This is a genomic window from Gordonia sp. L191, from assembly GCF_030077625.1.
Lineage (GTDB): Bacteria > Actinomycetota > Actinomycetes > Mycobacteriales > Mycobacteriaceae > Gordonia > Gordonia polyisoprenivorans_A.
Window position 1 is genome coordinate 4708888 of sequence record NZ_CP125996.1, and the last position, 22017, is coordinate 4730904.

Here is a 22017-nt window from a genome sequence, read left to right on the forward strand (position 1 = left end):
ACATAGCATGACCTCAGGTGACGCTGATCGTGGGCGTTGAATTGCTCACTTTTGCTTGACTCGGCGCACACCGGTCGTCGGCGTCCGTGAAACGGTCAGCGAGCGGGATGGCCGAGCGAGGCGAGCAGTGCCGCGAGTTCGGCGGGCGTCGGCAGCCGCGGCGGCTGCGTCCGGGCGGCCGGGCGGGTCGAGCCGATCCGCGGCTGCACGGCCGTGGCCGGGTGCGCGCGCCGCTGGGCCGCCCGGGCATCGGGATCGGTGACCGGGACATCCCAGCCAAGGCGCGCGAACAGCGACTGCTGCACCTCCCGCGGGGTCGGCACGCGGTTGCCCGCGGCGTCGGCCGACGGCTGTCCCGGTTCGGGCACCGGGATCAGGCGGTCGAGTGTCTCGTCGAAGTTCGCCGGGAGTGGCACGCCTTCCTTGCGCAGCCACATGCCCCAGGGGTTGCCGCCGTCGAGGACGACGTAGGTGGTGTTGCCCGACGACCAGGTGCGCTCGACGGGAAACTTGTTGACCTGATCGCCGAACTTGCCGTGGATGGTGGCACCGGGTGCGAGGTAGAACACCCAGCCGAGTGGATCGGCGATTGGATTGGCCATGTCGCACACCAGATCTCCCCTGATGCAATAGGAGATGACGCGGGTGGTGCCGGTGGCGGCCGGGTCGCGCGGGCCGTTGGTGTAGGCGCCGGGCAGCACGCTCGGGAAGACGTTTTCGGCTCCGGTGCCGGGGAAGCGGGTGTCGGCGCCGGTCACCACGACGACGTTGCCGTCGGGGATCGCGCCGGGCACCCCGGCGGCGTACTGCTGATGGAGCAGGTAGGCGACGTTCATCGCGACCGCGGACCCCTGTGAATATCCACTGAGGACGATGGTTCCCCTGCGTCCCTGGGCAATCCACGCGCGCTGCGCGTCGGCGAGTCCGGTGGCGGTGCCCTCGTCGACCGAGGTGTTGTACGCGTCATGCCCGACGATGCCCACCGGTCGTCCGGCGACGGTGAAGCCGAACGCCTCGGGATAGTCGACGATCTGCACGTTCGGCCGATAAGGGTCGAAGAATCCGAGTCCGACTGTGCGCTCGTACTGATCGGCGCCCGCCGGTGCGGAGCCTCCGACGATGTCGTGGGCGCTGATCGGATCGAAGTCGGTGGTACCTGGCGCGAGAACGACCGTCGAGTCACGGCCGAGATCGGGTGGCAGCCAACTCGGCTGCTGTCGGATCGTGGGCAGACCATCGTCGGTCGCGGCGTTCGCCGGGACGGCTCCCGCGGCCATCGGGATGACCGCACACACGGCCGCGGCACATACCGCGGTGACACCCACGAAGACCCGACGCACGCGACCCACCTTTCAACCGGCCCCCGCGGCCGACCCTATCGGGGTCGGCGGGTCGGCGCTATCGGGCCGAGGTCGTCGTGGGCGTGTCGTCCGAATTCGACTGAAGCGACCGGGTCTGGGACGACTCGGGCTGGGACGATACCGTCTGGGACGACTCGGGCCGGGACGTCGTTGCCGTGACCGTTGTCGTTGTCGTTGTCGTTGTCGTTGTCGTCGGAGTCGCTGCTGTCGACGTGGCGGTGGTGGTCGGCGCAGTGGTAGATGGTTGTGCGACAGTCGTTTCGGCCGAGGTGGTCGCAGCTTGAGGCGACGCAGCCTGGGTCGACGCCGCCGAGGTGGTCGCGGTGGCGCTCGCCGACGTCCTCGATGCCGACTTGTTCGATACCGTCGGCGCGGGCAGCACCGAGCTGTAGTCGGCGTGGCACGCCGACGGGGTGGCGGCGCAGGCGTCGGGGTCGTGCACGGGGATGTCGAGGCCGAGCCGCGCGTACAGCAGTTCCTGCAGTTCTCGGGGCGTCGGTACCTCGTACGCGCTCAACTGTTGCCGAAGGGCGTCGGGCATCGGGATGCGCAGGTCGGCGAGGGTCGACTGATGACCGGGCATGGGCACCGGCACGAGGGTGCTCAGGACGTCGTCGACTTCCTTGGGGACCGGAATCCCGAGGTCGCGCAACATCATTCCCCAGGGATTTCCACCGTCGTAGACGATGTAGGTGGTGTTGCCACTGTCGCTCGTCCATTCCTTGGCGATGGAGTACTCGTTGATCCGGTAGGTGAGAAAGGCGTGCACGTAGAAGCCGGGGAGCAGGTAGAAGAACGTCGAGACGGGATTGATCAGCGGGTTGCCGACGCCGCAGGTGGCATCGCCGCGCACGCAGTAGGAATAGACCGCGATGTCGCCGGTGTCAGCGGGGTTGCGGTCGCCGTTGGTGTACATGCCGGGCAGAAAGCTCGGGACGACGTTCTCGACCCCGGTGTGCGGGAATCGTGAGTCGGCGCCGACGATGACGGCGAGCTGGTCGTCGGGGATGTCGCCGATCCCCTGAAGGTTCTTCTGGTGCAACAGGTATGCGACGTTCATCGCGATCGGTGCGCTCTGCGAGTAGCCGTTGATGACGACGGTGCCCGCCGGTTTCTGGGCGTGTGCGGTTTCGGCGTCGCGCACCCCGTTGATCGATCCGACCTCCACCGAATGGGTGAAGGTGTCCGAGCCGGCGAGATAGATCGGGAAGCCGAACGGGTCGATGCCGAACGCGGCCGGGTAGGAGACGATGTCGATCGACGGCGCGGCGTGCGGGTCGACGATCGTCTTGCCGTCGGCGTCGGTGGTGACGCCGCCGAACAGACCGATACCGAGGGTCCGGGCGGTCTGGTCGCTGCCGTCGTAGTCGGTGGTGCCGGGGATCAGGACGACCACGTCCCCGTTGTCGAGGTGCGGCGCCCACGGCGGTGTCTCGATGATGGTCGGCTTGGCCTGATCGATCGTCGCCGGGGGGTTGATGTCGGGGAAGACGATCGGCCCGATCTGCAGCGCATGCGCCATACCCGGCTGAAAGCCCGGTTGTACGAACATGATCGCGGTGGCCAACGCCACCGCGACCGTCAGCATCGAGCGCCGCATACGCATGTGTCTCCCTGAGAGATCCGTCGTCGAACCCGGCGAACCGACAGCTCATCGGCTCGCGACAGCGCCCCGCCCGCGTCGAGAGGTGAGTGTAACGGGAGCGCGCCGCGATGGCCGCGTTTGTGCACTTTCGCGGCCCCGGTGCGCTCCTCAGGAAATGGAGTAGGTCCGCGAATCCAGGCCGGTCGCGCCATCGGGCACCGGGTCGGCGGTCGCCGAGGTCTGCACCTGTCCGTCCTTGCCGATCGCCCGACACGTGACGGTGTGCTGCCCGGCACCGGCCTGCCACACGTACTTCCACGGCCGCCAGGTGTCGTCGCTGTAGTCGGCGGCCAGCGTCGCCTGCTCCCACGGGCCGTCGTCGATGCGGACCTCGACGCCGGCGATCCCGGTGTGTTGATGCCAGGAGGTACCGGCCAGGACCACTTGTCCGGCAGGCAGATCCGAGCTCGACGGCCGGTCGATACGAGAGGAGATCTTGATCGGTCCCAGCTGCGACCACCCCCGCGAGGTCCAGTACGCCTGCGCCTTGTCGAAGCTGGTGAGCTCCCAGTCGACGACCCACTTGGTGGCCGAGACGTATCCGTAGAGACCCGGGATCACCTGCCGCACGGGGTAGCCGTGCTCGACCGGTAGCGGCTGGCCGTTCATCCCGATCGCCAGCAGTGCGTCCCGGTTGTCGGTGATCGCCGATACCGGTGTGCCGCAGGTCCATCCGTCGGAGCTGGTGGAGTACAGCATGTTCGCGCCGGGGCGCACGCCTGCGCGGTCGAGGAGGTCTTTCATCCGGACCCCGAGCCAGCGCGCGTTGCCGATCAGGTCGCCGCCGACCTCGTTGGACACACACGTCAGGGTGACCAGCCGTTCGGTCATGGGCATCGCCAGCAGGTCGTCCCAGGAGAGGGTGAACTCGTTGTCGACCATGCCGTGCACCCGCAATTGCCAGTCGCCGGTGGTCAACTGCGGGACCTGAAGGGCGGTGTCGATCCGGTAGAAGTCGGCGTTGCCCGTGACGAACGGGGTCGCGCCCGGTACCCCGATGTCGGCCGACGCCGGTACCGGCGGTGCCGGAGAGGCCGGGGCGGGCAATCGCAGCGCGTTGCGGTCGGCGATGGTCTTGGCGGCACCGGCGAGCAGCGTCCGTCCGAGCGCGCCGACGGCGACGGCGGCCGCGGCGATCCCGGCGGCGGTGAGGACGAAGCGGCGTGAGGCGGGCGCGTGCAGCACTCCGGTGCCGTCGTCGGGGTGCTCGGACGGGGCTGTCTGGGCCCGGGTCGTGTCCGCGTCGGCGTCGAGGATGCCGACGAGTATTCGCAAGGCGATCACCCCGGCCGCGCCCGCGAACAGCGAGGGCAGCATGTACATCGCCGAGGCTCCGGGGCGCCCGAGGGATGCGACGACCCCGACGATCGCGAACACCACGATGACGATCGACCCGATCGGCGGTCGGCGGCGTTCGGCCACCCCGCACACCCCGGCGAGGATCGCGATGACCACACCCATCACCACGAACAACGCGAGCTTGTCGGAGGTGCCGAAGGTGCTGATCGCCCACTCCCGCATCCACAGCGGCGAGTCGTCGACGACGCTCGATCCGACGGCGAAGTACGGCGAGGATTCCGGTGAGATGAACGCGGCCACCAGTTCGCCGACCCCGAGCGCGGCGGCGACGGCGATGATGCCGGTGAGCGCGTTCACCGGAACCGGCACGCGCCGCCCGGGTGCGTGCCGGACGGTGTCGGGGTCGGGGTCGAGTCCGGAGGCCACACCCATTGATACGCCGAGAGCGGCGGATGTGTCGTCGAAAGGCGGCGCCGAGTCGGTCGGATGCCGGACCCGGCCGTGACCGAACGACCCGGCAATACTAGAACGTGTTCTATTTCGTGGGCTAGGCTGATGGCCATGGCAGCGGACACAGCGATCCCCGACACCGTCGCACTCGGATCGGTCGACGAATTCAGCGACGAGGTCGACGTGGTGGTCGTCGGCCTCGGCATCGCGGGCGGATGCGCCGCGGTGGAGGCGGCCACCGCAGGCGCACGCGTGCTGGTTCTCGAACGCGCAGCCCAGGCCGGCGGGACGACGGCGCTCGCCGGCGGCCACTTCTACCTCGGTGGCGGCACGGCCGTCCAGCAGGCGACCGGCTTCGAGGACTCCGCAGAGGAGATGGAGCGCTACATCACCGCGGTCTCACGCGATCCCGAGCCGGAGAAGATCCACGCCTACTGCGTCGACAGCGTCGATCACTTCGAGTGGCTGGAGAATCTCGGCTTCGCCTTCGAGCGCAGCTACTACCCGGAGAAGGCGGTGGTCCAGCCCGAGACGCAGGGGTTGATGTACACCGGCAACGAGAAGGTCTGGCCGTTCAAGGACATGGCCAAGCCCGCACCGCGTGGCCACAAGGTGCCCGTCCCCGGTGACACCGGCGGAGCGGCGATGGTCGTCGAACTGCTGGTGAAGCGACTCGCCGAACTCGGCGTCGAGGTCCGATACGAGACCGGTGCACGCAATCTCGTCGTGGACGACGAGGGCTCGGTGGCCGGCGTGGCATGGCGCTCGATCTCCGGCGAGCACGGGGTCATCGGCGCCCGTGGGGTGATCATCGCCGCGGGTGGCTTCGTGATGAACCCGGCGATGGTCGCCGAGCACGTGCCGTGGCTGACCGAGAAGCCGTTCGTGTTGGGCAACACCTACGACGACGGGCTCGGCCTGCGGATGGGGGTGTCGGCGGGGGCCGTCCTCAAGCACATGGATCAGGCGTTCTGCACCGCGCCGGTGTATCCGCCGTCGATCCTGCTGACCGGGATCGCGGTGAACACGAACGGCGACCGATTCGTCGCCGAGGACTCCTATCACTCCCGGACCTCGGCTTTCGTTCTCGAACAACCGGATTCGACGGCGTACCTCGTCGTCGACGAAGCGCACATGAAGCGTCCGCGGATGCCGTTGGTGCCCCTGATCGACGGGTACGAGACGGTCGCGGAAATGGAACAGGCCCTGGGCATTCCGTCAGGGAACCTGCAGAAGACCCTGGACCGCTACAACACCCACGCGGCCGAGGGCACGGACCCTGATTTCCACAAGTCCGCGGAATTCCTTGCGCCACAGGATCACGGGCCGTGGGCAGTCTTCGACATGAGTCTGGGCAAGGCGATGTACGCGGGCTTCACGATGGGCGGGATGGCCACGTCGGTCGATGGTGAGGTCCTCGACGCCGACGGCTCCCCCATCGCCGGCCTCTATGCGGCCGGGGCGTGCGCGGCCAACATCGCGCAGGACAGCAAGGGTTACGCCAGCGGCACCCAGTTGGGCGAGGGCTCCTACTTCGGCCGGCGGGCCGGGCGGCATGCGGCGGGGCGCCGAATCGGGTAAGTCACTGTGCATGTTCTGACCGCAATAAGTAGTCGAAGAACCCTACGCGGACAGAACGCTATGCTCTCTACCCGTTAGACCTTCTCGCCTATCTGTGACGCGACCTCAGACCCGGGATTCGCTGACTACCCCAAGTCCTGTAGCTTCGCACGGCATGTCTCAGCGTCCGTGCCGGATTCTGGGCAGTGTCGACAGTCCAAGGAAGGATGTCGGAGTACACAGCCTCGACAATGGCCTTGGGCCGGTGCGCCGATCACATGGCGGTGGGTGTACCGACAAGTCCGGCAACGATGTTGATGATCTCGAAAAGGTGGTCCGAGGTCACCGTCGGATCGATGACGGTGCGGACCGCCAATCCGTAGGCAAGATCCAAGATGATCTCCGCAATTCGACGGACGGGCACGGGACCTTGCGTGAGGGAAGGAGCCAGCTGCTCCAACGATTCCTCCAGAGCGCGAGTGGCCGCATGGTTACGGTGACCCTCCTGCTCAACCAGACCCGCGTCACCGCGGCTGGCGAGCGCGAACTCCAACTCCAGTCGCGGCCACCCAGAGGCGAGGATCGTTTCGACCCATGCCTGAAGGGCATTGATACGTGCGCCAACATCGGCTGTCGCGAGGATCGCCTCAACGTGCTGCTGATTCTCCGCTTGCAGGTCTTGGAGCAACTCGATGGTGAGCTGCGCCTTGTTGTCGAAGTTGGAGTAATAGGCGCCAGTCGTCAGTCCCGCAGCACCGGTGATCTTCGCAATGGACGTGGCCGCGTAGCCATCGGCCAGCAGCAGTTGCCGTGCGCATGCCTTGAGGCGGGCACGATTCTGCGACTGGCTCACCACTCGTGAGTTCACCGACGTGTTCACGTCGCCGATCCTATCCGACGAGTAGCGCCTTGCGGTTGTTCAGATAGTGGCATAATCTCAAATAATGATGTTACTTCAGAATCGACGTCACTCCGTCAACGCCCTCCGCGAGCTCCTGATGCTCAGGCTGGTCGGCCCGCCGATGGAACGTGACGATGCTCGAATTCGTCGTGCGGTCGCAGGCAAGACGGTGTTGGTGACCGGCGCATCGTTCGGACAGGGAGAGGCCACGGCACGATTGCTCGCCAGGAACGGCGCGGTCGTCGTGATGATCGCGCGTAGCGTTGACCGGTTGGCTGAGGTGGCCGACGAGATCACCGCGTCCGGCGGCATCGCTCATGCATACGGAGTCGACCTCTCCGACGCGGCATCGGTGACGTCGTTCGCAGAGTCGATGCTCCGCCTCCACGGCCCCGCCGACATCGTCATTCACAACGCCGGAAAGTCACTTCGCCGCAGTATCTACCGGAGCGCCCAGCGGATATCGGACATGGATGCGATGGTCGGAGCGAACTTCACGGGACCAATGCGACTGACTTTGGCCTTGCTTCCCAGCATGAAGGAGAACGGAGGCGGCCATATTGTCAGCATCGCCACGGCCGGCCTGTGGCTGACGCCCGCCGCGCCACGGTGGTCGTTCTACCTTGGCTGCAAAGGCGGGTTCGATGTCTGGCTCAGGTCGGTGGCGTTGGAGGTCAAGCGGGACAACATCGATGTGACCACGATCTATGCCGGCCACATCAAGAGTCGTATGGTTGCCACGGATTGGGTGAGCAAGTCGCCCGGCCACACACCCAGTCAGGCGGCACGCGTGGTGGCCTATGCGGTGACCCGGCGGCCACGCCACCTTGCCCCCCGCGGGACGGGACTCATTCGCCTCTTCGGCATCGTCTTCGAAAGGCCATTCGGCAGTGTTCTTTCGCTCGTCGACCGGCGGAGTAGCGAGACTGCCGCGTCAGACGCGGCGTTCCAGCGCGCCATGTCGAAGAATTCCGAACCCGCGGCGCTGACCTCGACCGAGGCTGTCTGATGTCAGCGAAGGCATCGGCGAGGGGGCGCCGACGGCAATGGCTGGAGGCAACTGTCGCACTCTCACGCAGTGGCGCATTGGCCCTGTCCCCGATGGCTACGGGCCGAGTCATCTCCGCGCTCGGGCGCCACGGCGCCACCCCGGCAAGCCTGCTCGCAGTGTCGGCCGCCAGATATCCCGACCGAGTCGCCATCATCGACGACGAGGGGTCGCTGACGTTCGCGGAGCTCTACCAGGCGACAGTCGATCTGGCTGTCGCACTGCGCGAGAGCAACCAGCACATCAGCTCTGTCGGGGTGCTGTGCCGCAATCACCGAGGATTCGTGATCGGTTTTCTCGCTTCGGCGATGATCGGCAGCGACACCGTGTCGATCAACACCGAACTGCCCGCGAGTCAATTGGCAGCGTTGCTCAACCGTCACACTCCCGACGTTGTTCTGCATGACCTTGAGTTCACAGAAGCACTGCACGCCAGCGACTTTGGTGGCCGGTGTATCTGTATCGACTCTGATTCGGACCGGGACGCCGCGATCCGCGCACTGCGGGGCTCTCGTGCTCGGCGGAACTCGTTTGCCCGCAGCGCGGGACGAATCACGCTCCTGACCTCGGGCACCACGGGATTGGCCAAGGGCGTGCCACGCACTGTCCGGCCCATGGGGATTGCGCAGCTGGCGGCGACCGGTGCCGCGCGAGGCGGACTCAGGTCCGGCGACGTAGCCCTGATCGGACCACCGTTCTTCCACGGATTCGGTCTCCTTGCCCTCCTCGGGGCTATTGCACTCGGGGTCACAACGGTCACCCACCGCACATTCGCCGCCGATGGGGTCTTGCGGGATCTGGAACGTCATCGCGTGACAATCATGTTCGCTGTTCCCGTCATGATCCAGCGCATTCTGGACGCGCCGTCTGCCGCCGATGTTGCTCGTCGATCATCGCTTCGGGTCGTTGCCACCGGCGCCGCGCCGATCACCGAGGCAACGGTGGTTCGGTTCCGCGAGATGTTCGGTGACATCCTGGTCAACGGCTACGGCTCCACAGAGGCCGGGGTGGTCAGCATCGCCACAGCAGCCGATCTGGCGAAGTTCCCAGCGACGGCAGGCAGAGCTGCACTCGGAGTCTCGATCCGCATCATCGACGACGACGGCAACCTCGCCCCGAGTGGCATATCTGGTCGAATACTGGTGCGTGGACCGCTTGGATATTCCGGATATACCCCGGACCGGAACGGTGTCACGCACCACAAAGACGTCGTTGACGGCTACGTCGACACCGGAGACGTAGGGTATGTCGATCGGACTGGTCTGCTATTTCTCCGTGGTCGTTCCGACGACATGATTGTCTCCGGTGGAGAGAATGTATTTCCTCTCGAGGTAGAGCAGGCGCTCACGCGACATTGCAAGGTCGCCGATGCGGCCGTTATCGGCGTCGACGACGAGGAGTTCGGACAAGTACTGCGAGCCTTTGTCGTTGCCAGAGATGATGCCAATGCTATCGAGCGGGACGAACTTTCCGCGTACCTTCGCGGGATTGTCGAGAGGTACAAAATCCCGAAACAATTCTTCGACGTTTCTGAAATTCCACGCAATCCGAGCGGAAAGACTCTGCGTCGAGAGCTTCTTACTCAGTCTATTAGGGAGTTCAAGTGATGAGCCCATTTTCCCGCCGACACTCAATCCCCGACCTTCGAGAGAAAACTGTGCTCATCACCGGTGGTGCGCGGGGCATCGGCGCGCAAACTGCACGTCGATTTGCCGATGAGGGTGCAACCGTCTATATCTGCGACATCGATATTGATGTCGCAGAAGAAACTGCTGCGGGAATTCCAGGTTCCTACGCGGTAGCACTCGATGTAACCGATCGCAGTTCATGGAGTTCGGCAGTGTCGACGATTGAGCAAAGCGCCGGGTGCGTCGATGTCCTGGTGAACAATGCCGGCGTGATGCCGCTCGGGCCGTTTCTTGACGAGACGGAAGAAACCACGGATTTGATTCTCGATGTGAATGTTCGTGGGGTGCTCAACGGTATCCGTGCGGTCATTCCGGCAATGATCGAGCGCAAGAACGGGCACATTGTGAACGTGGCCTCGATGGCCGGTCGGATCGCGATTCCCGGCATGCTGACCTACAACGCAAGCAAGTTCGGGGCACTGGGCGCCTCTCTCGCCGCTCGCCAGGAGTACGACGGCACCGGTGTGAGTATCTGCGCCATCCTGCCGGCCGCGGTTCGCACAGAGCTCAGCTCCGGCGCCACTCTCGGCGGTGCGCTACCCACCGTGGATCCGATCGATGTCGCTGACGCCGTCATCGGCACGCTGGCTACACGCGCCGCGCAGACATCAGTGCCGGAGTGGGTCGGTCCCGGGTGGACGCTGGTCTCCGCAGTTATGCCGGAACGACTAGAACGGTTCGCGCGCAAGTCGATCGACGATCGCAGGGCACTGAGTACCGATCCGGTCACCCGTGGTGCCTACATCAGCCGGGTGTCGCGTCATGCCGCGCAGCACAGTAGCCACTCACGTGGGGCGGCATCATGACCAGGATTGGAATCGCTATCGGTTGCGGCGGGACAATCGGCGGCGCTTGGGCAACCGCAGCACTTATGGCGCTTGCGGAGGAACTCGACTGGGACCCCCGAAACGCCAGTCTCTTGCAGGGAACGTCGGCGGGCGCACAGATCGTGACACAGCTGGCCGGCGGATATTCGATCTCCCAACTGGCAGCTATGCAGGCCGGGTCGCCTCCTGACGATGTCTTGCGAGAGCACCTCGCCCTGACGCCACGAACTCTTCCGCCACGGCCCTCACTGAAACTCACCTGTCCCGAGGCAGTATTCACCCGCGGAGTCGGGCCGCATGCAGTCCTGAGCGCCTTGGCGCCAAGGGGACGCGGCGACACCCGATTTCTGACCTCGCTTGCTCAACACGCCGCAGGCCCGGACGGTTGGCTTGCGCATCCCGGCGCGCGGCTTGTGGCGTTCGAGCCGGCCACCGGTACTCGCATGGCATTCGGGGCACCAGATGCGCTCACGGCAACTGTCGATGAGGCGCTGCGTGCCTCCTGGGCGGTGCCCAGCTGGATGCCGCCGGTCGTTATCGCCGACCGCACCTTCATCGACGGAGGTGTGGCGTCAACAGCGTCGGTCGACCTCATCGATCCCTCATCGTTGGATGTTCTCTACGTCATCGCTCCAATGGCCTCCGATGCCAACGTCAGAGCACCGGGGCTCGGGGGCATGGTCGAGCGCACCCTCCTGCGTCAACCGATGTCCCGTGTACTTCATCACGAGATCGCCGGAGCGCGGGCACAAGGACTGCGAGTCATCGCGATCACACCGAATTCCGAGGACATGGCCGCGCTTGGCTGGAACTTCATGTCCCGAGGTCGCCGACAGGCGGCTTTCACTGCTGCATTAGTCAATGCGCGCCGAACAGTATGGCGCACGCTTCAGGCCCAGGAGACCTCCGCATGACCCCTACCCATCGTCAAGAAAAGCGCGAGCCGGAGATTGTTATTATCGGCGCCGGGATTGCCGGGATAACGATGGCCTATACTCTCCAGGGAGCCGGATATAGTCGGTTCCGAGTTCTGGAGAAGGGTTCCGACGTCGGTGGCGTATGGTACTGGAATCGTTATCCGGGACTGACCTGCGACGTTCCCTCGCAGCTTTATCAGTTCGGTTTCTCTCCAAAAGCGGATTGGTCGTCGATCTGGGCTCCCGGTCCTGAGATTCAGCGATACCACCGAGATGTGGTCGACAAGTTCGGGTTGGATGAACACATTCAACTCAATACCACCGTGGTCTCCGCTGATTTCGACGACGCTTCGGCACTGTGGACTGTGGTGACGGACACCGGAGAAACAATCCTCGCCGATTTTGTGATCTGCGCGACCGGAGTGTTACATAATCCGGCGTATCCGAATATTCCTGGCCTCGCCGAGTTCAAGGGAAAGGTTGTGCACACGGCCCGTTGGGACGAGTCACTCGACGTTGATGGAGCAAGAATTGCGGTGATCGGAACCGGTTCGACAGGAGTACAAGTGGTTTCGGCGCTGCAGCAACCCGCGCGCTCGCTGACACACTTCGTCCGCTCACCACAATGGGTGTTGTGGGCCCCCATGCACTTACGCCAACCGAAACTGGTATCGAGGATTCTGGAACGAAGCCCAGGTCTGCATGCCTGGATCTACGCGATGTCGTTGAAGGCATCGGCGGTGCTGCCGGACGTCATCCTCAATGACACATGGCGGCGCCGAGCGGTCCAGAAGTATGCCCGGCTCTGCTTGCGCAGGCAGGTTCAGGATCGGCAACTACGCGAGTCGCTGACGCCCGACTATGAGCCACTCTGCAAGCGGCAGGTGGTCTCTGGCACGTACTACCGCGCCTTGCGCTCCGCCAATACCGAACTCGTCACCACTGACATCGCCAGGGTTACCGAGGAGGGGATCCAGACCGTCGATGGCCGAGAATTTCCGCTGGATATCATTGTGTTGGCCACCGGATTCCGGGCGCATGACTATATGCGGCCAATGCGTATCACTGGCAGAGAAGGTCGTCAGCTCGATGAAATCTGGGCTGACGGTCCACGCGCATATCGCATGACCGCGATCCCAGGATTGCCGAATCTATTTACAGTACTTGGACCAAACTCCCCGACCGGCTCGATCTCACTGCAGTACTCTGCTGAAGTCACCTCCCGCTATATTCTCTCCTGGCTGGACAAATTTAGAGTCGGCGAAATATCTACCACTGAGGTCACCGAGGAAGCAACCGAGGAATTCAACCGAGAGGTAAATTCCGCCGCCAAGACCACGGTATGGAACTCTGGGTGCAATTCTTGGTACTTCACCGAGAGTGGGAATATCGACTTGTGGCCATTTACCCGCTCAAAGCTGACCGAAATGCTTACACAGCCCAACGAGTCGCACTTCCGAGTGACTCGAAGGCAGGAGGAGCGCGAAGCGGCTGGTGGAATCAACCTGGCAAGTCAACGGAAAGGCTGAGCACGAAATGAGAATTCGACGTCTTTTCACCATCTTCTGTCTGTCGCCTATCATTGCCCTGATCGCAGCGATGGCTCCGAGCGCGACTTGGTCCGGCAATGCCCCAGCCGCCCCCGGGGCGCAGGATTCGACTGCATCTTTCTATTCGCCGCCGGTCCCGCTGTCCGGTGGTAGGCCAGGAGACGTGATCCGTTCCGCCCCGATGACACTGGCACTGGCGCTGCCACAGGGCGCAGGACAGATTCCGGGAACCGCGACGAAGGTGATGTACCGCAGCACAGACGCAAACGGGCGTCCGAATGCGGTAACCGGAACATTTATCAAGTCGAGTCAGGCCTGGCACGGCCCTGGACCTCGGCCAGTCGTTGCTGTCGCCGTCGGCACCCAGGGTCAGGGTGACCAGTGCGCACCGTCAAAATTGCTGGGTCAACTCATCCACTACAACTTCCCACTCGACCTGATGGCGGAGTACGAGGTTCTGTCAATCTATCCGCTGCTGGCACGCGGGATGTCGGTGGTGGTCACTGACTACGCCGGGCTCGGAACACCGGCGATGCACGACTACGTCAATCGTCTTGCTGAGGCGCACGCTGTTTTGGATTCGATTCGAGCAGCACAGCGCCTTCCGCACTCGGAGGTTACGCCGGCAACACCAACGATCGTGTTCGGCTATTCCCAGGGTGGTGGCGCGGCCGCTGCAGCCGCTGAATCGCAGGCGGCTTATGCTCCCGAACTACCGATCCGTGGCACCTACAGCGGCGCCCCGCCGGCCGACCTCATCGCGACAATGTTCACCGCACCGGCCGTGGTTGCCGGACCGTTTCGCAATCAACGACCAGGCGGGGTAGGAGTGGGTCTGGTTGGTTACTACATCAATGGGGTTTACGCCGACTACCCGGACACCCGTGCTGAGATTGACCGATTCCTCACGCCCCAGGGCCAGCAGATGAGGCGTGAGGTTGCACGGACATGCGTACCCGAGAATGTCATGCGAACCCTCTACCGATCCATTTCGGACTACTTGGTCGGCGGCCAATCAGCAGCGGAACTGCTCGCGCGTAATCCACACTTCCGCAAGCGAACCGAAGAGCAGCGCATTGGCACCCTACGGCCGATGGCCCCGGTACTCGTCGCAAGCGGCAGCAACGACGATGTGATTCCTGCCGGGCAGGTTCGCCAACTCGCACGCGACTGGTGTGCCAAGGGAGCGCGAGTCGAGTACCGCTCGACGCGATGGATACCCGATGTTCTGCCGAGCCTGGCCATCGGCCACCTCCTGCCGTTCCTACCCGTCACCGCCGAGGCGTTGGCCTGGATCGATGACAGACTGGCCAATCGGCCGATTGCCAGTGGCTCCTGCACGTCACTGTGACCGAAATACCAGTGTGCTGAGGGTTCGGATCACTGCATTGTCTGTGTGAACCGTCCTTGGATCTGGGGAGACCGTGATCTCGCCAGAAGAATGTCGGCACGGGGCTCTTCGAGGTTGGGCACTGCCCGCCCAACCTCGAAGAGCCGGTCAACCCCCAACGCATCGTCTCCCGCCATAGCGGTTCCGGGCAATTCTGCTCAGCTGAATCGCCCCGGGTTTGCTGGAGGCTCGGTTAGTTGGTTCCGGCCTCTGCTGGGACCGGGTTCTCACGGTAGCTGGTGACCGTGTGGGCCGCCCAGTAGGCGGCCTCGTACTCGACGGGTGGAACATGCCCGATCTCGCCGTGCAGACGGCGGTGGTTGAACCACTCGATGTACTCCGCGACCGCGATCTCGACCTCGCCGACACCGCCCCACCCGCCCTTCGGGCGCATGATCGGGTTGCGGATACATTCCGCCTTGAACAACGAGTTGAACGCCTCAGCCATCGCGTTGTCATACGAATCACCCTTGGAACCAACCGAAGTCACCGCATCAGCTTCGGCGAGACGCTCGGTGTAACGAATCGCTCGATACTGCACTCCACGGTCGGAGTGATGAATCAACCCGGCCACATCCTGGCCGGCACGATCACGCGCCCACAATCCCATATCTAAGGCGTCCAATGCGAGGTCGGTGTGCATCGTGGTCGAGACCTGCCAGCCGACGACCACGCGCGAGTACACGTCGAGGATGAACGCCGCGTACACCCAACCGGAGTGGGTGCGGATGTAGGTCAGGTCCGCCACCCACAAGGTGTTCGGCGCCTCGGCGGTGAACTGCCGGCCGACTCGGTCGGCCGGTTGCGGGGTTTCGGCGCCATCGCTGCGGGTGGTCCTGCGTGTCTTCAACCTCGGTATCCCTTGCAGTCCATCGGCTTTCATCAATCGTTCGACGGTGCAGCGCGCCACGTCGATATCCTTTCTGCGTAGTTCGGCGTAGACCTTGCGGACACCGTAGACGCCGAGATTGTCGGCGTGCACCGTGCGGATCTCGCCGAGCACCTCCCGGTCACGCACCGTGCGTGGCGCCTCGGTCTTGTTCGCACTCAGGTGGGCTCGTACCGTGGACGCAGCGATCTGGGCGGCCGTGTCGCGCAGGGCCGCGCAGATCGGATCGACTGGCGTGTTCATCGCGAGAAGCGGCGACGAACACGCACGATCAACGCTGTGGGCGGTCGATCTCCGCGGCGAAAAAAGCCGACGCCTGCTTCACGATCGTGTTCGCCCGACGCAACTCGCGGTTCTCCCGCTCCAACTGTGCGATGCGTTCAGCGTCGCTGCTCGTGGTGCCCGCACGCACACCGCCGTCGAACTCGGACTGACGAACCCAGGTCCGTAACGCCTCGGGATGCACCCCAAGCTGATCGGCAATCCGCTTGACCGCGCCGCGCGAGGACTCCGGATCCCGTCGCGCTTCCACCGCCATCCGGGTAGCCCGCTCCTTGAGTTCCTCACTGTACTTGCGTGGCGCTGCCATGCTCTCCATCCTTCACAGGTTCGAGAGCCTCCGACAAACCCGGGGCGATTCACTGACAAGCGTGCGGCGTCTGCGGTCGGCTGACGCGTCGGGGCCGGTGCTGGTGCGGGCGGATTCAGCGTTCTACGGCCACCGTGCTGTCAGTACCGCAATCGGTGCCGGCGCCCAGGTATCAGTCACCGTGCGCCAAGACCCGCGGATACGTGCGGCGATCAGTGAGATCGCGGCCCGATGCGTGGACGAAAATTGAGTACACCGACGCGATTCTCGACGAGGACTCCGGGCAGTGGGTCTCACGTACCGAGGTCGCCGAAATACCATTCACCGCGTTCACCTCCAAAGCCAAGCGCCTGCAGATTCCCGGGCGGCTGGTGGTTCGCCGTATCCCCGACTTCGCACCCGACGGGGACGGGTTGTTCGAGGTGTGGCGGTTTCATGCGTTCTTCACCACCAGCGATCTCGACACCGTCACCGCCGACAAGGTTCATCGCGGACACGCGATCATCGAACAGGTCCACGCCGACCTGAAGGCATCCGCGCTGGCTCATCTGCCGTCGGGAAAGTTCTGCGCGAACGCCGCCTGGCTGGTCTGCGCGGTCATCGCGTTCAACCTGACTCGTGCCGCCGCGACCCTCGGCGGCGGGCGTCTGGCCAAAGCCACCACGTCCACGGTCCGGCGCACCCTGATCTGCATACCTGCGCGCACCGCGTCCTCAGCGCGGCGCGTCACCATGCACCTACCGGCCAGGTGGCCGTGGAAACACGAGTGGAACCTGTTGTTCAGCAGCACGATCGGACGACAACACCCAGCCTGATCCCTAGCCACCGGCCAGAACTCGGCCCCGACACGAAACCCAGTGAAACACGCCGACATCAGAGATCGGTGACTCTCACACACCCACTGCCGGCCGAACGTGCTCAACACCTTTCACAGCACGCCACAAAGCTGATCGGTGGATCGAGGCTAAGTGGACTAGTGCCTGAGCAACGGACTGCGATTCGTCCCGCTGTTCCGTGCTTTTCGCGGCATCAAGGAGGACCATTTTGAGACCGTCCATACTCGCCCGCGGCCCGGGTGGCGTGCACGATCTTCAAGGCGGTCGGGTTGTGGCTTCTCGTGAGCGTAGTGGGTGATCTTCTTTCGAGTTGGTCTGCACGTCTGATGACCTTACCTATCAGAAGGCTCAGGCTAACCGAGAGGCCAAGCCATACCGCCACAACGCACAATACGGCAGCAGTCATGTAGTCCCCCAAGTGCTTTGCAGACCATTTGGCTATGAGCCCTCAACAATGCTGAATCTGATCGGTGCTGACCGCAACTGGCAATGGAGGAACTCCGCGCATGCAGGACCAAATACCCACTGCCTATAGGGACCTCTTACCTTCCGAGGTCAGGACTTTAGTCCTGTACAGCGGCGACGTCGAGGCACCAACCTCATGAGGCAGCACAGTTAGAGGTCGGGGTCTTTATGCGGGTACCTCTAGTGAGAGCCTATCGATGCCGGTGGCTCAGACACGCCGTGACATTGGGCCACGACGTCTTGAACCATTTTCAGGGGGACCAGCCCACCGAGTTCTCCGTCGAGACGGCATGTCGGTCTGGTGAATTCGGCCCACCACGCGGTACTCAGGCCGGTGTCGGGGTCGTCTTCCCACCGGACGCGCAGCGTCGCGCGGACCTGGTAGGCATCGTCACGGCGATCCGGGAAGGTGAATACGGTGGTCTGCCCCGTTTCGTGGATCACCGTCGGTAGTGGACCGCACATGTCATTCGACACTGAGATGACGGCGTCGCTTATGTGATTGATCAACGCGGCCCGCCGGCAGAGTGACCGGACTGCGTGCACTGAACTACCTCAGCGAGTTCTTCGAGTGCCTCCACCGCTTCGGGCGCGAGATCCGTGACGGTGAGCCGCTGGGCCGGATACCTCGCTCGGAGCGGCTTCGACTCGCCGCTGGCGTCAGCCGGACCACTGTTGCGTGACTGTGAACAATAGCGGAAAATATTCGCAGATCCTCCAAAAGTACCTTCGACACAGTGTGACTGCGCGATCATGCGCAGGTGGTGAAGCGCGAAAATTCCGAACACGAGGACCATGACGAAATAGTCGCGTTCGCGGTGCAGTGGGCTTCGTTCGGCGGCGGCAGCAGCGACGAGATCTTCGTGACGTTCGGCATTTCGGAGCTCGCTTACTTCGAACGGCTACGACATATCCTGGCTACCTACGATTCCTTCGCGGGAATCGACGAAGACACCTGGCGGCGCCTGTGCCAGGTGTGTGTACACAGACTCTCCACCGGCAGCGCCTGATCCCCTCCCGGCGGGATCGAAGCGGTACTCGGCTGAATTGAAGCGCGCGCGGCGGAGTCACCGACGATGCGCAACAGGAACTGCACCTGGTGACGGACAACTACGCCACTACACATGCTGGGATCGTTCGCTGAGGGTGCGCAATGTGGCAGCTTTGGCTGAGCCGACCGCCCCGACAGCGGTGATGGTCGCGGTGGCGAGGACCACTGTGATCAGCAGTGGAGCGAGGGCGTGTCGCCAGTTCGCGTCGGCGGTGATCTCGGCGGAGTAGATCAGAACGCCGAACAGCAGTACGAGCAGGGTGGCGGTCCACCGGTAGTAGAGCCGGGGCGGGTCGACGATCGCGAACAGTCCCAGTAGCAGTGCTGCGGCGGCGAGGACGCCGAGGACCGCGTAGCCGACGATCAGTGAGGTGTCGAATGGTGGCCGCGACCAGCCGGTGGCGGCTGGGGTGGCGGCGAGGCGGTCGAGCACGAGGGTGTTGGTGCACCAGGTCAGTAGCCACGCGCCGAGGCCGGTGGTTGCGGCGATGACGGCCACTCCCCCGACGAGGGTGCGGGGGTTGGCGATCATCGCCGGCCGAGGCTGTAGGTCAGCACCCTCGGGAGCGGGATAGAGATTTGTGGTTGTACGCGGCGGTTTCGCGGGCGCAGCGTTCGGCAGGTGTTTCGGCACCGGCAGGTGGCGTCGAGGTGGTCAGCGCAACCATGACTGCGAGGAGCGCGAGGACGAGCACACCGATCACCAGGTGCAGTGGCCGCCGACTTTGCGACGGCTGAATGTGGATAGGAGGCATCACAACGGTGTCCTTCAGCAGGAAAAGTCAGAGGGGTGTCGATCAGTGCCGCGGCTGTTAGAGCCAGGTGCGGGCGCTGTACACGTTCAGTGTGTCGTCGGCGGTGGGGGTGGATACCGAGAACCGGGCGATCACCCGCACGGTGGTGGGACCCAGGCAGCCGTCAACAGAGACGTGGGCGCGTTTGATTGGTGCACTACCGTTCGCAGTGCTCGACCGACGACGAAGTACTTGAACTCTACGTCTGGAACGTCCGGATGGCCGCCGCTCTAAGTGAAGTTCTAGGTATCGCCGAAGTAGCGGTGCGCCACGCCGTCGATACTCAGCTGTGTGCGTGGTCGCAGAACCTGACCGGTAACGCAGAGTGGCTCGACGAGGTGAAACAGCTGCCGAATCTAGTGGTTCGTTTCTGAAATTGGTTGACGGTTGGCCGTGGTGAGAATGTCGTCGGCGGTTTTGGTCCAGACGAATGGATGTTTGAGGTTGTTCCAGCCGGTGATGAATTGTCGGATCTTGGCGTTGAGTGAGGTTCCCCAGTTTGAGTGGACACCCGAGATAGTGGGGCTATGGGCCCTGCTGGAAGGATGTCACTGTGTCGAGGACGCGTCGGTCGTTTACGCCTGAGTTCAAGGCGGAGGCTGCTCGTCGGGTGATTGATGGCGGCCGCCCGATTTCTGAGGTCGCTCGTGAGTTGAACGTGCATGAGAATCTGCTGGGCAAATGGGTTCGCGCCGAACGCATTCGCGACGGAGTGATCACCGAGGGGCGGGCAGCTCCGCCCGATGGTGAGCTCAGTGCCGGTGAGCGCGCGGAGTTGGTGCGGTTACGTGCCGAGGCCGCCGAGAAGGACCGCGACATTGCGTTCCTGAAAAAAGTCTCGGCGTACTTTGCGGCACAGCAACACCGGTGAGCTGTTATGAACTCATCGCCGCGGAGTGCGCCGGCAATGACATCACTGCTCTTGTTGAACTGCTGGGGGTTTCACGCTCGGGATACTATGCGTGGGCGGGTCGTCAGCAGCGTGGCGAACTCACCGCACGACAGCAGCGTCGCCGTGATCTCGAAGTCAAGATTGTGGCTCACTGGAAGAGATCGCAACGCACCTACGGCTCCCCTGCGGATCACCGCCGACTTGCACGACGAGGGCGCGTCGGTCTCGGAGAATACCGTCGCCAAGATCATGGCCGAGATGGGTATCGAGGGCATCAGCCCCCGCACCTTCAAGGTCAAGACGACCGTGGTCGATCCGACGGCGTCGTTCCCACCCGACCGGGTGGGGCGGGTCTTTGATCAGGGCCGTCTTGATGCTGTCTGGACCTCGGATATCACCTATCTGACCTGCGGTGAGGGGGATGCGTACCTGTGTGCGATCCGCGATGAGCACTCGCGGCGCGTGCTGGGCTGGTCGCTGGCCGATCACATGCGTACTGAGCTCATCGAGGCCGCCGTGGTGATCCGTCCCGGTGTTTCCGGAGGGTTCGTCTCAAGGGAGAATGAAACCTATGGCAGTGGCAGGATCGAAGCGATACTCGGATGAGTTGAAGCGCGACGCGGTGGACATGGTCGAGCAGTTGGTGGCTCAGGGGTCCACCGAGTGGGCGGCGATGGGCAAGACTGCGGATTTGCTCGGAGTCGGCTCGGCGGAGACGGTTCGCCAGTGGGTGCGCAAGGCGCCGTCGGGCGCCGCGAGCGCGCCAGCCAAGGCCGATAGCGAGGAGGTTCGACGACTCAAGCGCGAGGTGGCCGAGCTCAAACGAGCGAACGGGATCCTGAAGGCGGCGTCGGCTTTCTTCGCGGCCGAGATCGACCGGCCACACCGCTAATTGTGGAGTTCATCCGCACTCACCAGGGACACCAGGTGGGTGCGGGTGGCCTTGTCTGGGGCGTCGATTCGATGTGCGCCGTGCTCTGCGAGCATGGTATCCACATCGCCAAGTCCACTTACTATGATCACATCAACCGCGGGCCGAGCGCCCGCATGTTCGCCGATGCGCAGGTCATCGATGCGATCTTCGCTTTGCGCCGGAAGCGACCGCTGATGCGGGTTCTGGGTTCACGCAAGACATGGATAGTATTGCGCAGCAGTGGTATTGATGTTGCTCGATGCACTGTTGAACGAGTGATGCGGGACATGGGATGGCATGGCGGGAGTAAGAAGAAGCGAGTGCGTACGACCATCCCTGATGCGGCAGCGTCGCGGCCGGCGGATCTGGTCGACAGACAGTTCTATGCTGCGGCACCAAATCGTTTGTGGGTAGCCGATTTTACCTACTGCCGCACCGAGTCGGGGTGGGCGTACACGGCGTTCGTTATCGATGTGTTCGCCCGCAAGATTGTCGGCTGGAAAGTGGCCTCGGAAATGACAGTGAACCTGGTTACCGATGCCATCAACAACGCGATAGACAACCGAAAGCGTTGCGGTGTAGTTGATTTAACGAGACTCATACACCATTCAGACGCGGGATCGCAGTACACAGCGATTGTGTTCGGGCAGCGGTTGGCCGAGGAAGGCATCGCGGCTTCTATTGGCAGCGTTGGGGATAGCTACGACAACGCGCTCGCGGAGTCGGTGAACTCTGACTACAAGAACGAACTCGTCGACAACCAGCCGCGATTTCACGGCGCGACCGAACTGTCACTGGGCACGGCCGAATGGGTGGCGTTCTACAACCGTGAACGCCCACACAGTTACTGCGACGACCTCACCCCCGACCACGCTGAGCGACTCCATTACGATCACATGCGCACCCCCAATCCGGAGGGGGCACTCACAACCTGAGGTCTCCGGAAAAGCCG

Annotated in this window: 17 protein-coding genes and 2 pseudogenes; 12 read left to right on the forward strand and 7 right to left on the reverse strand. The window is 63.7% G+C overall.

All coding sequences use genetic code 11. The features are described 5' to 3' along the window. Positions 1 to 95: 95 nt before the first annotated feature. The 3 genes from QNM97_RS21265 to QNM97_RS21275 all read right to left on the reverse strand — a co-directional run bounded on the left by QNM97_RS21265 (position 96) and on the right by QNM97_RS21275 (position 4737). Positions 96 to 1340 carry a cutinase family protein gene (locus tag QNM97_RS21265; protein WP_283820211.1) on the reverse strand — a complete coding sequence of 415 codons (1245 nt, stop codon included), beginning with the start codon at positions 1338 to 1340 and terminating at the stop codon, positions 96 to 98. A gap of 58 nt (positions 1341 to 1398) precedes the next feature. Continuing rightward, positions 1399 to 2967, reverse strand: coding sequence for an alpha/beta hydrolase family protein (locus QNM97_RS21270; protein ID WP_283820212.1), 1569 nt, complete (start codon positions 2965 to 2967; stop codon positions 1399 to 1401). Positions 2968 to 3114: 147 nt separating this feature from the next. After that, complete coding sequence (locus QNM97_RS21275) at positions 3115 to 4737, reverse strand: molybdopterin-dependent oxidoreductase (protein WP_283820213.1); 1623 nt, start codon at positions 4735 to 4737, stop codon at positions 3115 to 3117. Positions 4738 to 4866: 129 nt separating this feature from the next. Here QNM97_RS21275 and QNM97_RS21280 point away from each other — a divergent pair, with 129 nt between their 5' ends. Beyond that, entirely contained in the window at positions 4867 to 6336 is a 1470-nt protein-coding gene (locus QNM97_RS21280) for an FAD-binding protein (protein ID WP_283820214.1), read from the forward strand. Between the two features lie 253 nt (positions 6337 to 6589). Here QNM97_RS21280 and QNM97_RS21285 read toward each other — a convergent pair whose 3' ends face one another. After that, positions 6590 to 7195 (reverse strand): TetR/AcrR family transcriptional regulator, encoded by a 606-nt coding sequence (locus QNM97_RS21285; protein WP_283820215.1) that lies wholly within the window; start codon positions 7193 to 7195, stop codon positions 6590 to 6592. 64 nt (positions 7196 to 7259) lie between these two features. Here QNM97_RS21285 and QNM97_RS21290 point away from each other — a divergent pair, with 64 nt between their 5' ends. The 6 genes from QNM97_RS21290 to QNM97_RS21315 all read left to right on the forward strand — a co-directional run bounded on the left by QNM97_RS21290 (position 7260) and on the right by QNM97_RS21315 (position 14597). Then, positions 7260 to 8225 carry an SDR family NAD(P)-dependent oxidoreductase gene (locus tag QNM97_RS21290; protein ID WP_283820216.1) on the forward strand — a complete coding sequence of 322 codons (966 nt, stop codon included), beginning with the start codon at positions 7260 to 7262 and terminating at the stop codon, positions 8223 to 8225. A 158-nt stretch (positions 8226 to 8383) separates the two neighbouring features. Further along, positions 8384 to 9871 (forward strand): AMP-binding protein, encoded by a 1488-nt coding sequence (locus QNM97_RS21295; RefSeq protein WP_349632336.1) that lies wholly within the window; start codon positions 8384 to 8386, stop codon positions 9869 to 9871. Continuing rightward, positions 9871 to 10758 carry an SDR family oxidoreductase gene (locus QNM97_RS21300; protein WP_123931244.1) on the forward strand — a complete coding sequence of 296 codons (888 nt, stop codon included), beginning with the start codon at positions 9871 to 9873 and terminating at the stop codon, positions 10756 to 10758. The genes QNM97_RS21295 and QNM97_RS21300 overlap by 1 nt, the downstream gene beginning before the upstream one ends. Before the next feature lie 65 nt (positions 10759 to 10823). Then, positions 10824 to 11693: a patatin-like phospholipase family protein gene (locus QNM97_RS21305; RefSeq protein ID WP_349632337.1), complete on the forward strand. Its 870-nt coding sequence runs from the start codon at positions 10824 to 10826 to the stop codon at positions 11691 to 11693. Continuing rightward, positions 11690 to 13225: a flavin-containing monooxygenase gene (locus tag QNM97_RS21310; protein WP_283820219.1), complete on the forward strand. Its 1536-nt coding sequence runs from the start codon at positions 11690 to 11692 to the stop codon at positions 13223 to 13225. Before QNM97_RS21305 ends, QNM97_RS21310 begins: the two co-directional genes overlap by 4 nt. Positions 13226 to 13427: 202 nt before the next feature. Continuing rightward, a complete protein-coding gene (locus QNM97_RS21315) occupies positions 13428 to 14597 on the forward strand; it encodes a lipase family protein (protein ID WP_283820220.1) in 1170 nt (389 codons plus the stop codon). 232 nt (positions 14598 to 14829) lie between these two features. On the opposite strand, the gene QNM97_RS21320 is transcribed toward QNM97_RS21315, so the two are convergent. Continuing rightward, positions 14830 to 16114, reverse strand: a protein-coding gene (locus tag QNM97_RS21320; protein WP_502874948.1) for an IS3 family transposase whose coding sequence is annotated in 2 segments (ribosomal slippage) — positions 14830 to 15798 and positions 15800 to 16114 — 1284 coding nt in all. Because the reading frame shifts where the segments join, the coding sequence is not laid out codon by codon here. Positions 16115 to 16160: 46 nt separating this feature from the next. On the opposite strand from QNM97_RS21320, the pseudogene QNM97_RS21325 reads away from it, so the two are divergent. Then, positions 16161 to 16929 (forward strand): annotated as a pseudogene (locus tag QNM97_RS21325) (IS1380 family transposase); the annotation flags it as partial. A 1247-nt stretch (positions 16930 to 18176) separates the two neighbouring features. Continuing rightward, on the forward strand, positions 18177 to 18425 hold the full coding sequence (locus QNM97_RS21330; protein ID WP_283820221.1) for a hypothetical protein: 249 nt from the start codon (positions 18177 to 18179) through the stop codon (positions 18423 to 18425). Between the two features lie 108 nt (positions 18426 to 18533). Here the strand turns inward: QNM97_RS21330 and QNM97_RS21335 are convergent, their stop codons facing one another. Together QNM97_RS21335 and QNM97_RS21340 are read right to left on the reverse strand one after the other, a co-directional pair. Further along, complete coding sequence (locus QNM97_RS21335; protein ID WP_283820222.1) at positions 18534 to 18998, reverse strand: hypothetical protein; 465 nt, start codon at positions 18996 to 18998, stop codon at positions 18534 to 18536. A gap of 280 nt (positions 18999 to 19278) precedes the next feature. Further along, positions 19279 to 19413 (reverse strand): annotated as a pseudogene (locus QNM97_RS21340) (MspA family porin); the annotation flags it as partial. A 499-nt stretch (positions 19414 to 19912) separates the two neighbouring features. Here QNM97_RS21340 and QNM97_RS21345 point away from each other — a divergent pair. The 3 genes from QNM97_RS21345 to QNM97_RS21355 all read left to right on the forward strand — a co-directional run bounded on the left by QNM97_RS21345 (position 19913) and on the right by QNM97_RS21355 (position 22000). Then, a complete protein-coding gene (locus tag QNM97_RS21345; protein WP_502875070.1) occupies positions 19913 to 20131 on the forward strand; it encodes a transposase in 219 nt (72 codons plus the stop codon). Positions 20132 to 20167: 36 nt separating this feature from the next. After that, positions 20168 to 20758: an IS3 family transposase gene (locus tag QNM97_RS21350; RefSeq protein WP_283820223.1), complete on the forward strand. Its 591-nt coding sequence runs from the start codon at positions 20168 to 20170 to the stop codon at positions 20756 to 20758. Next, positions 20730 to 22000 (forward strand): IS3 family transposase gene (locus QNM97_RS21355; protein ID WP_283823278.1). Its coding sequence is split into 2 segments (ribosomal slippage): positions 20730 to 21006 and positions 21006 to 22000, totalling 1272 coding nucleotides; the frame shifts between segments, so codons are not numbered across the junction. The genes QNM97_RS21350 and QNM97_RS21355 overlap by 29 nt, the downstream gene beginning before the upstream one ends. Positions 22001 to 22017: the final 17 nt, after the last annotated feature.

Bases quoted from the DNA above. Each gene is read 5' to 3' on its own strand.
- QNM97_RS21270 (WP_283820212.1), bottom strand. From the start codon at position 2,967: ATGCGTATGCGGCGCTCGATGCTGACGGTCGCGGTGGCGTTGGCCACC.
- QNM97_RS21275 (WP_283820213.1), bottom strand. From the start codon at position 4,737: ATGGGTGTGGCCTCCGGACTCGACCCCGACCCCGACACCGTCCGGCAC.
- QNM97_RS21280 (WP_283820214.1), top strand. From the start codon at position 4,867: ATGGCAGCGGACACAGCGATCCCCGACACCGTCGCACTCGGATCGGTC.
- QNM97_RS21290 (WP_283820216.1), top strand. From the start codon at position 7,260: ATGATGTTACTTCAGAATCGACGTCACTCCGTCAACGCCCTCCGCGAG.
- QNM97_RS21300 (WP_123931244.1), top strand. From the start codon at position 9,871: ATGAGCCCATTTTCCCGCCGACACTCAATCCCCGACCTTCGAGAGAAA.
- QNM97_RS21305 (WP_349632337.1), top strand. From the start codon at position 10,824: ATGGCGCTTGCGGAGGAACTCGACTGGGACCCCCGAAACGCCAGTCTC.
- QNM97_RS21310 (WP_283820219.1), top strand. From the start codon at position 11,690: ATGACCCCTACCCATCGTCAAGAAAAGCGCGAGCCGGAGATTGTTATT.
- QNM97_RS21315 (WP_283820220.1), top strand. From the start codon at position 13,428: ATGACACTGGCACTGGCGCTGCCACAGGGCGCAGGACAGATTCCGGGA.
- QNM97_RS21335 (WP_283820222.1), bottom strand. From the start codon at position 18,998: ATGATCGCCAACCCCCGCACCCTCGTCGGGGGAGTGGCCGTCATCGCC.
- QNM97_RS21350 (WP_283820223.1), top strand. From the start codon at position 20,168: ATGACATCACTGCTCTTGTTGAACTGCTGGGGGTTTCACGCTCGGGAT.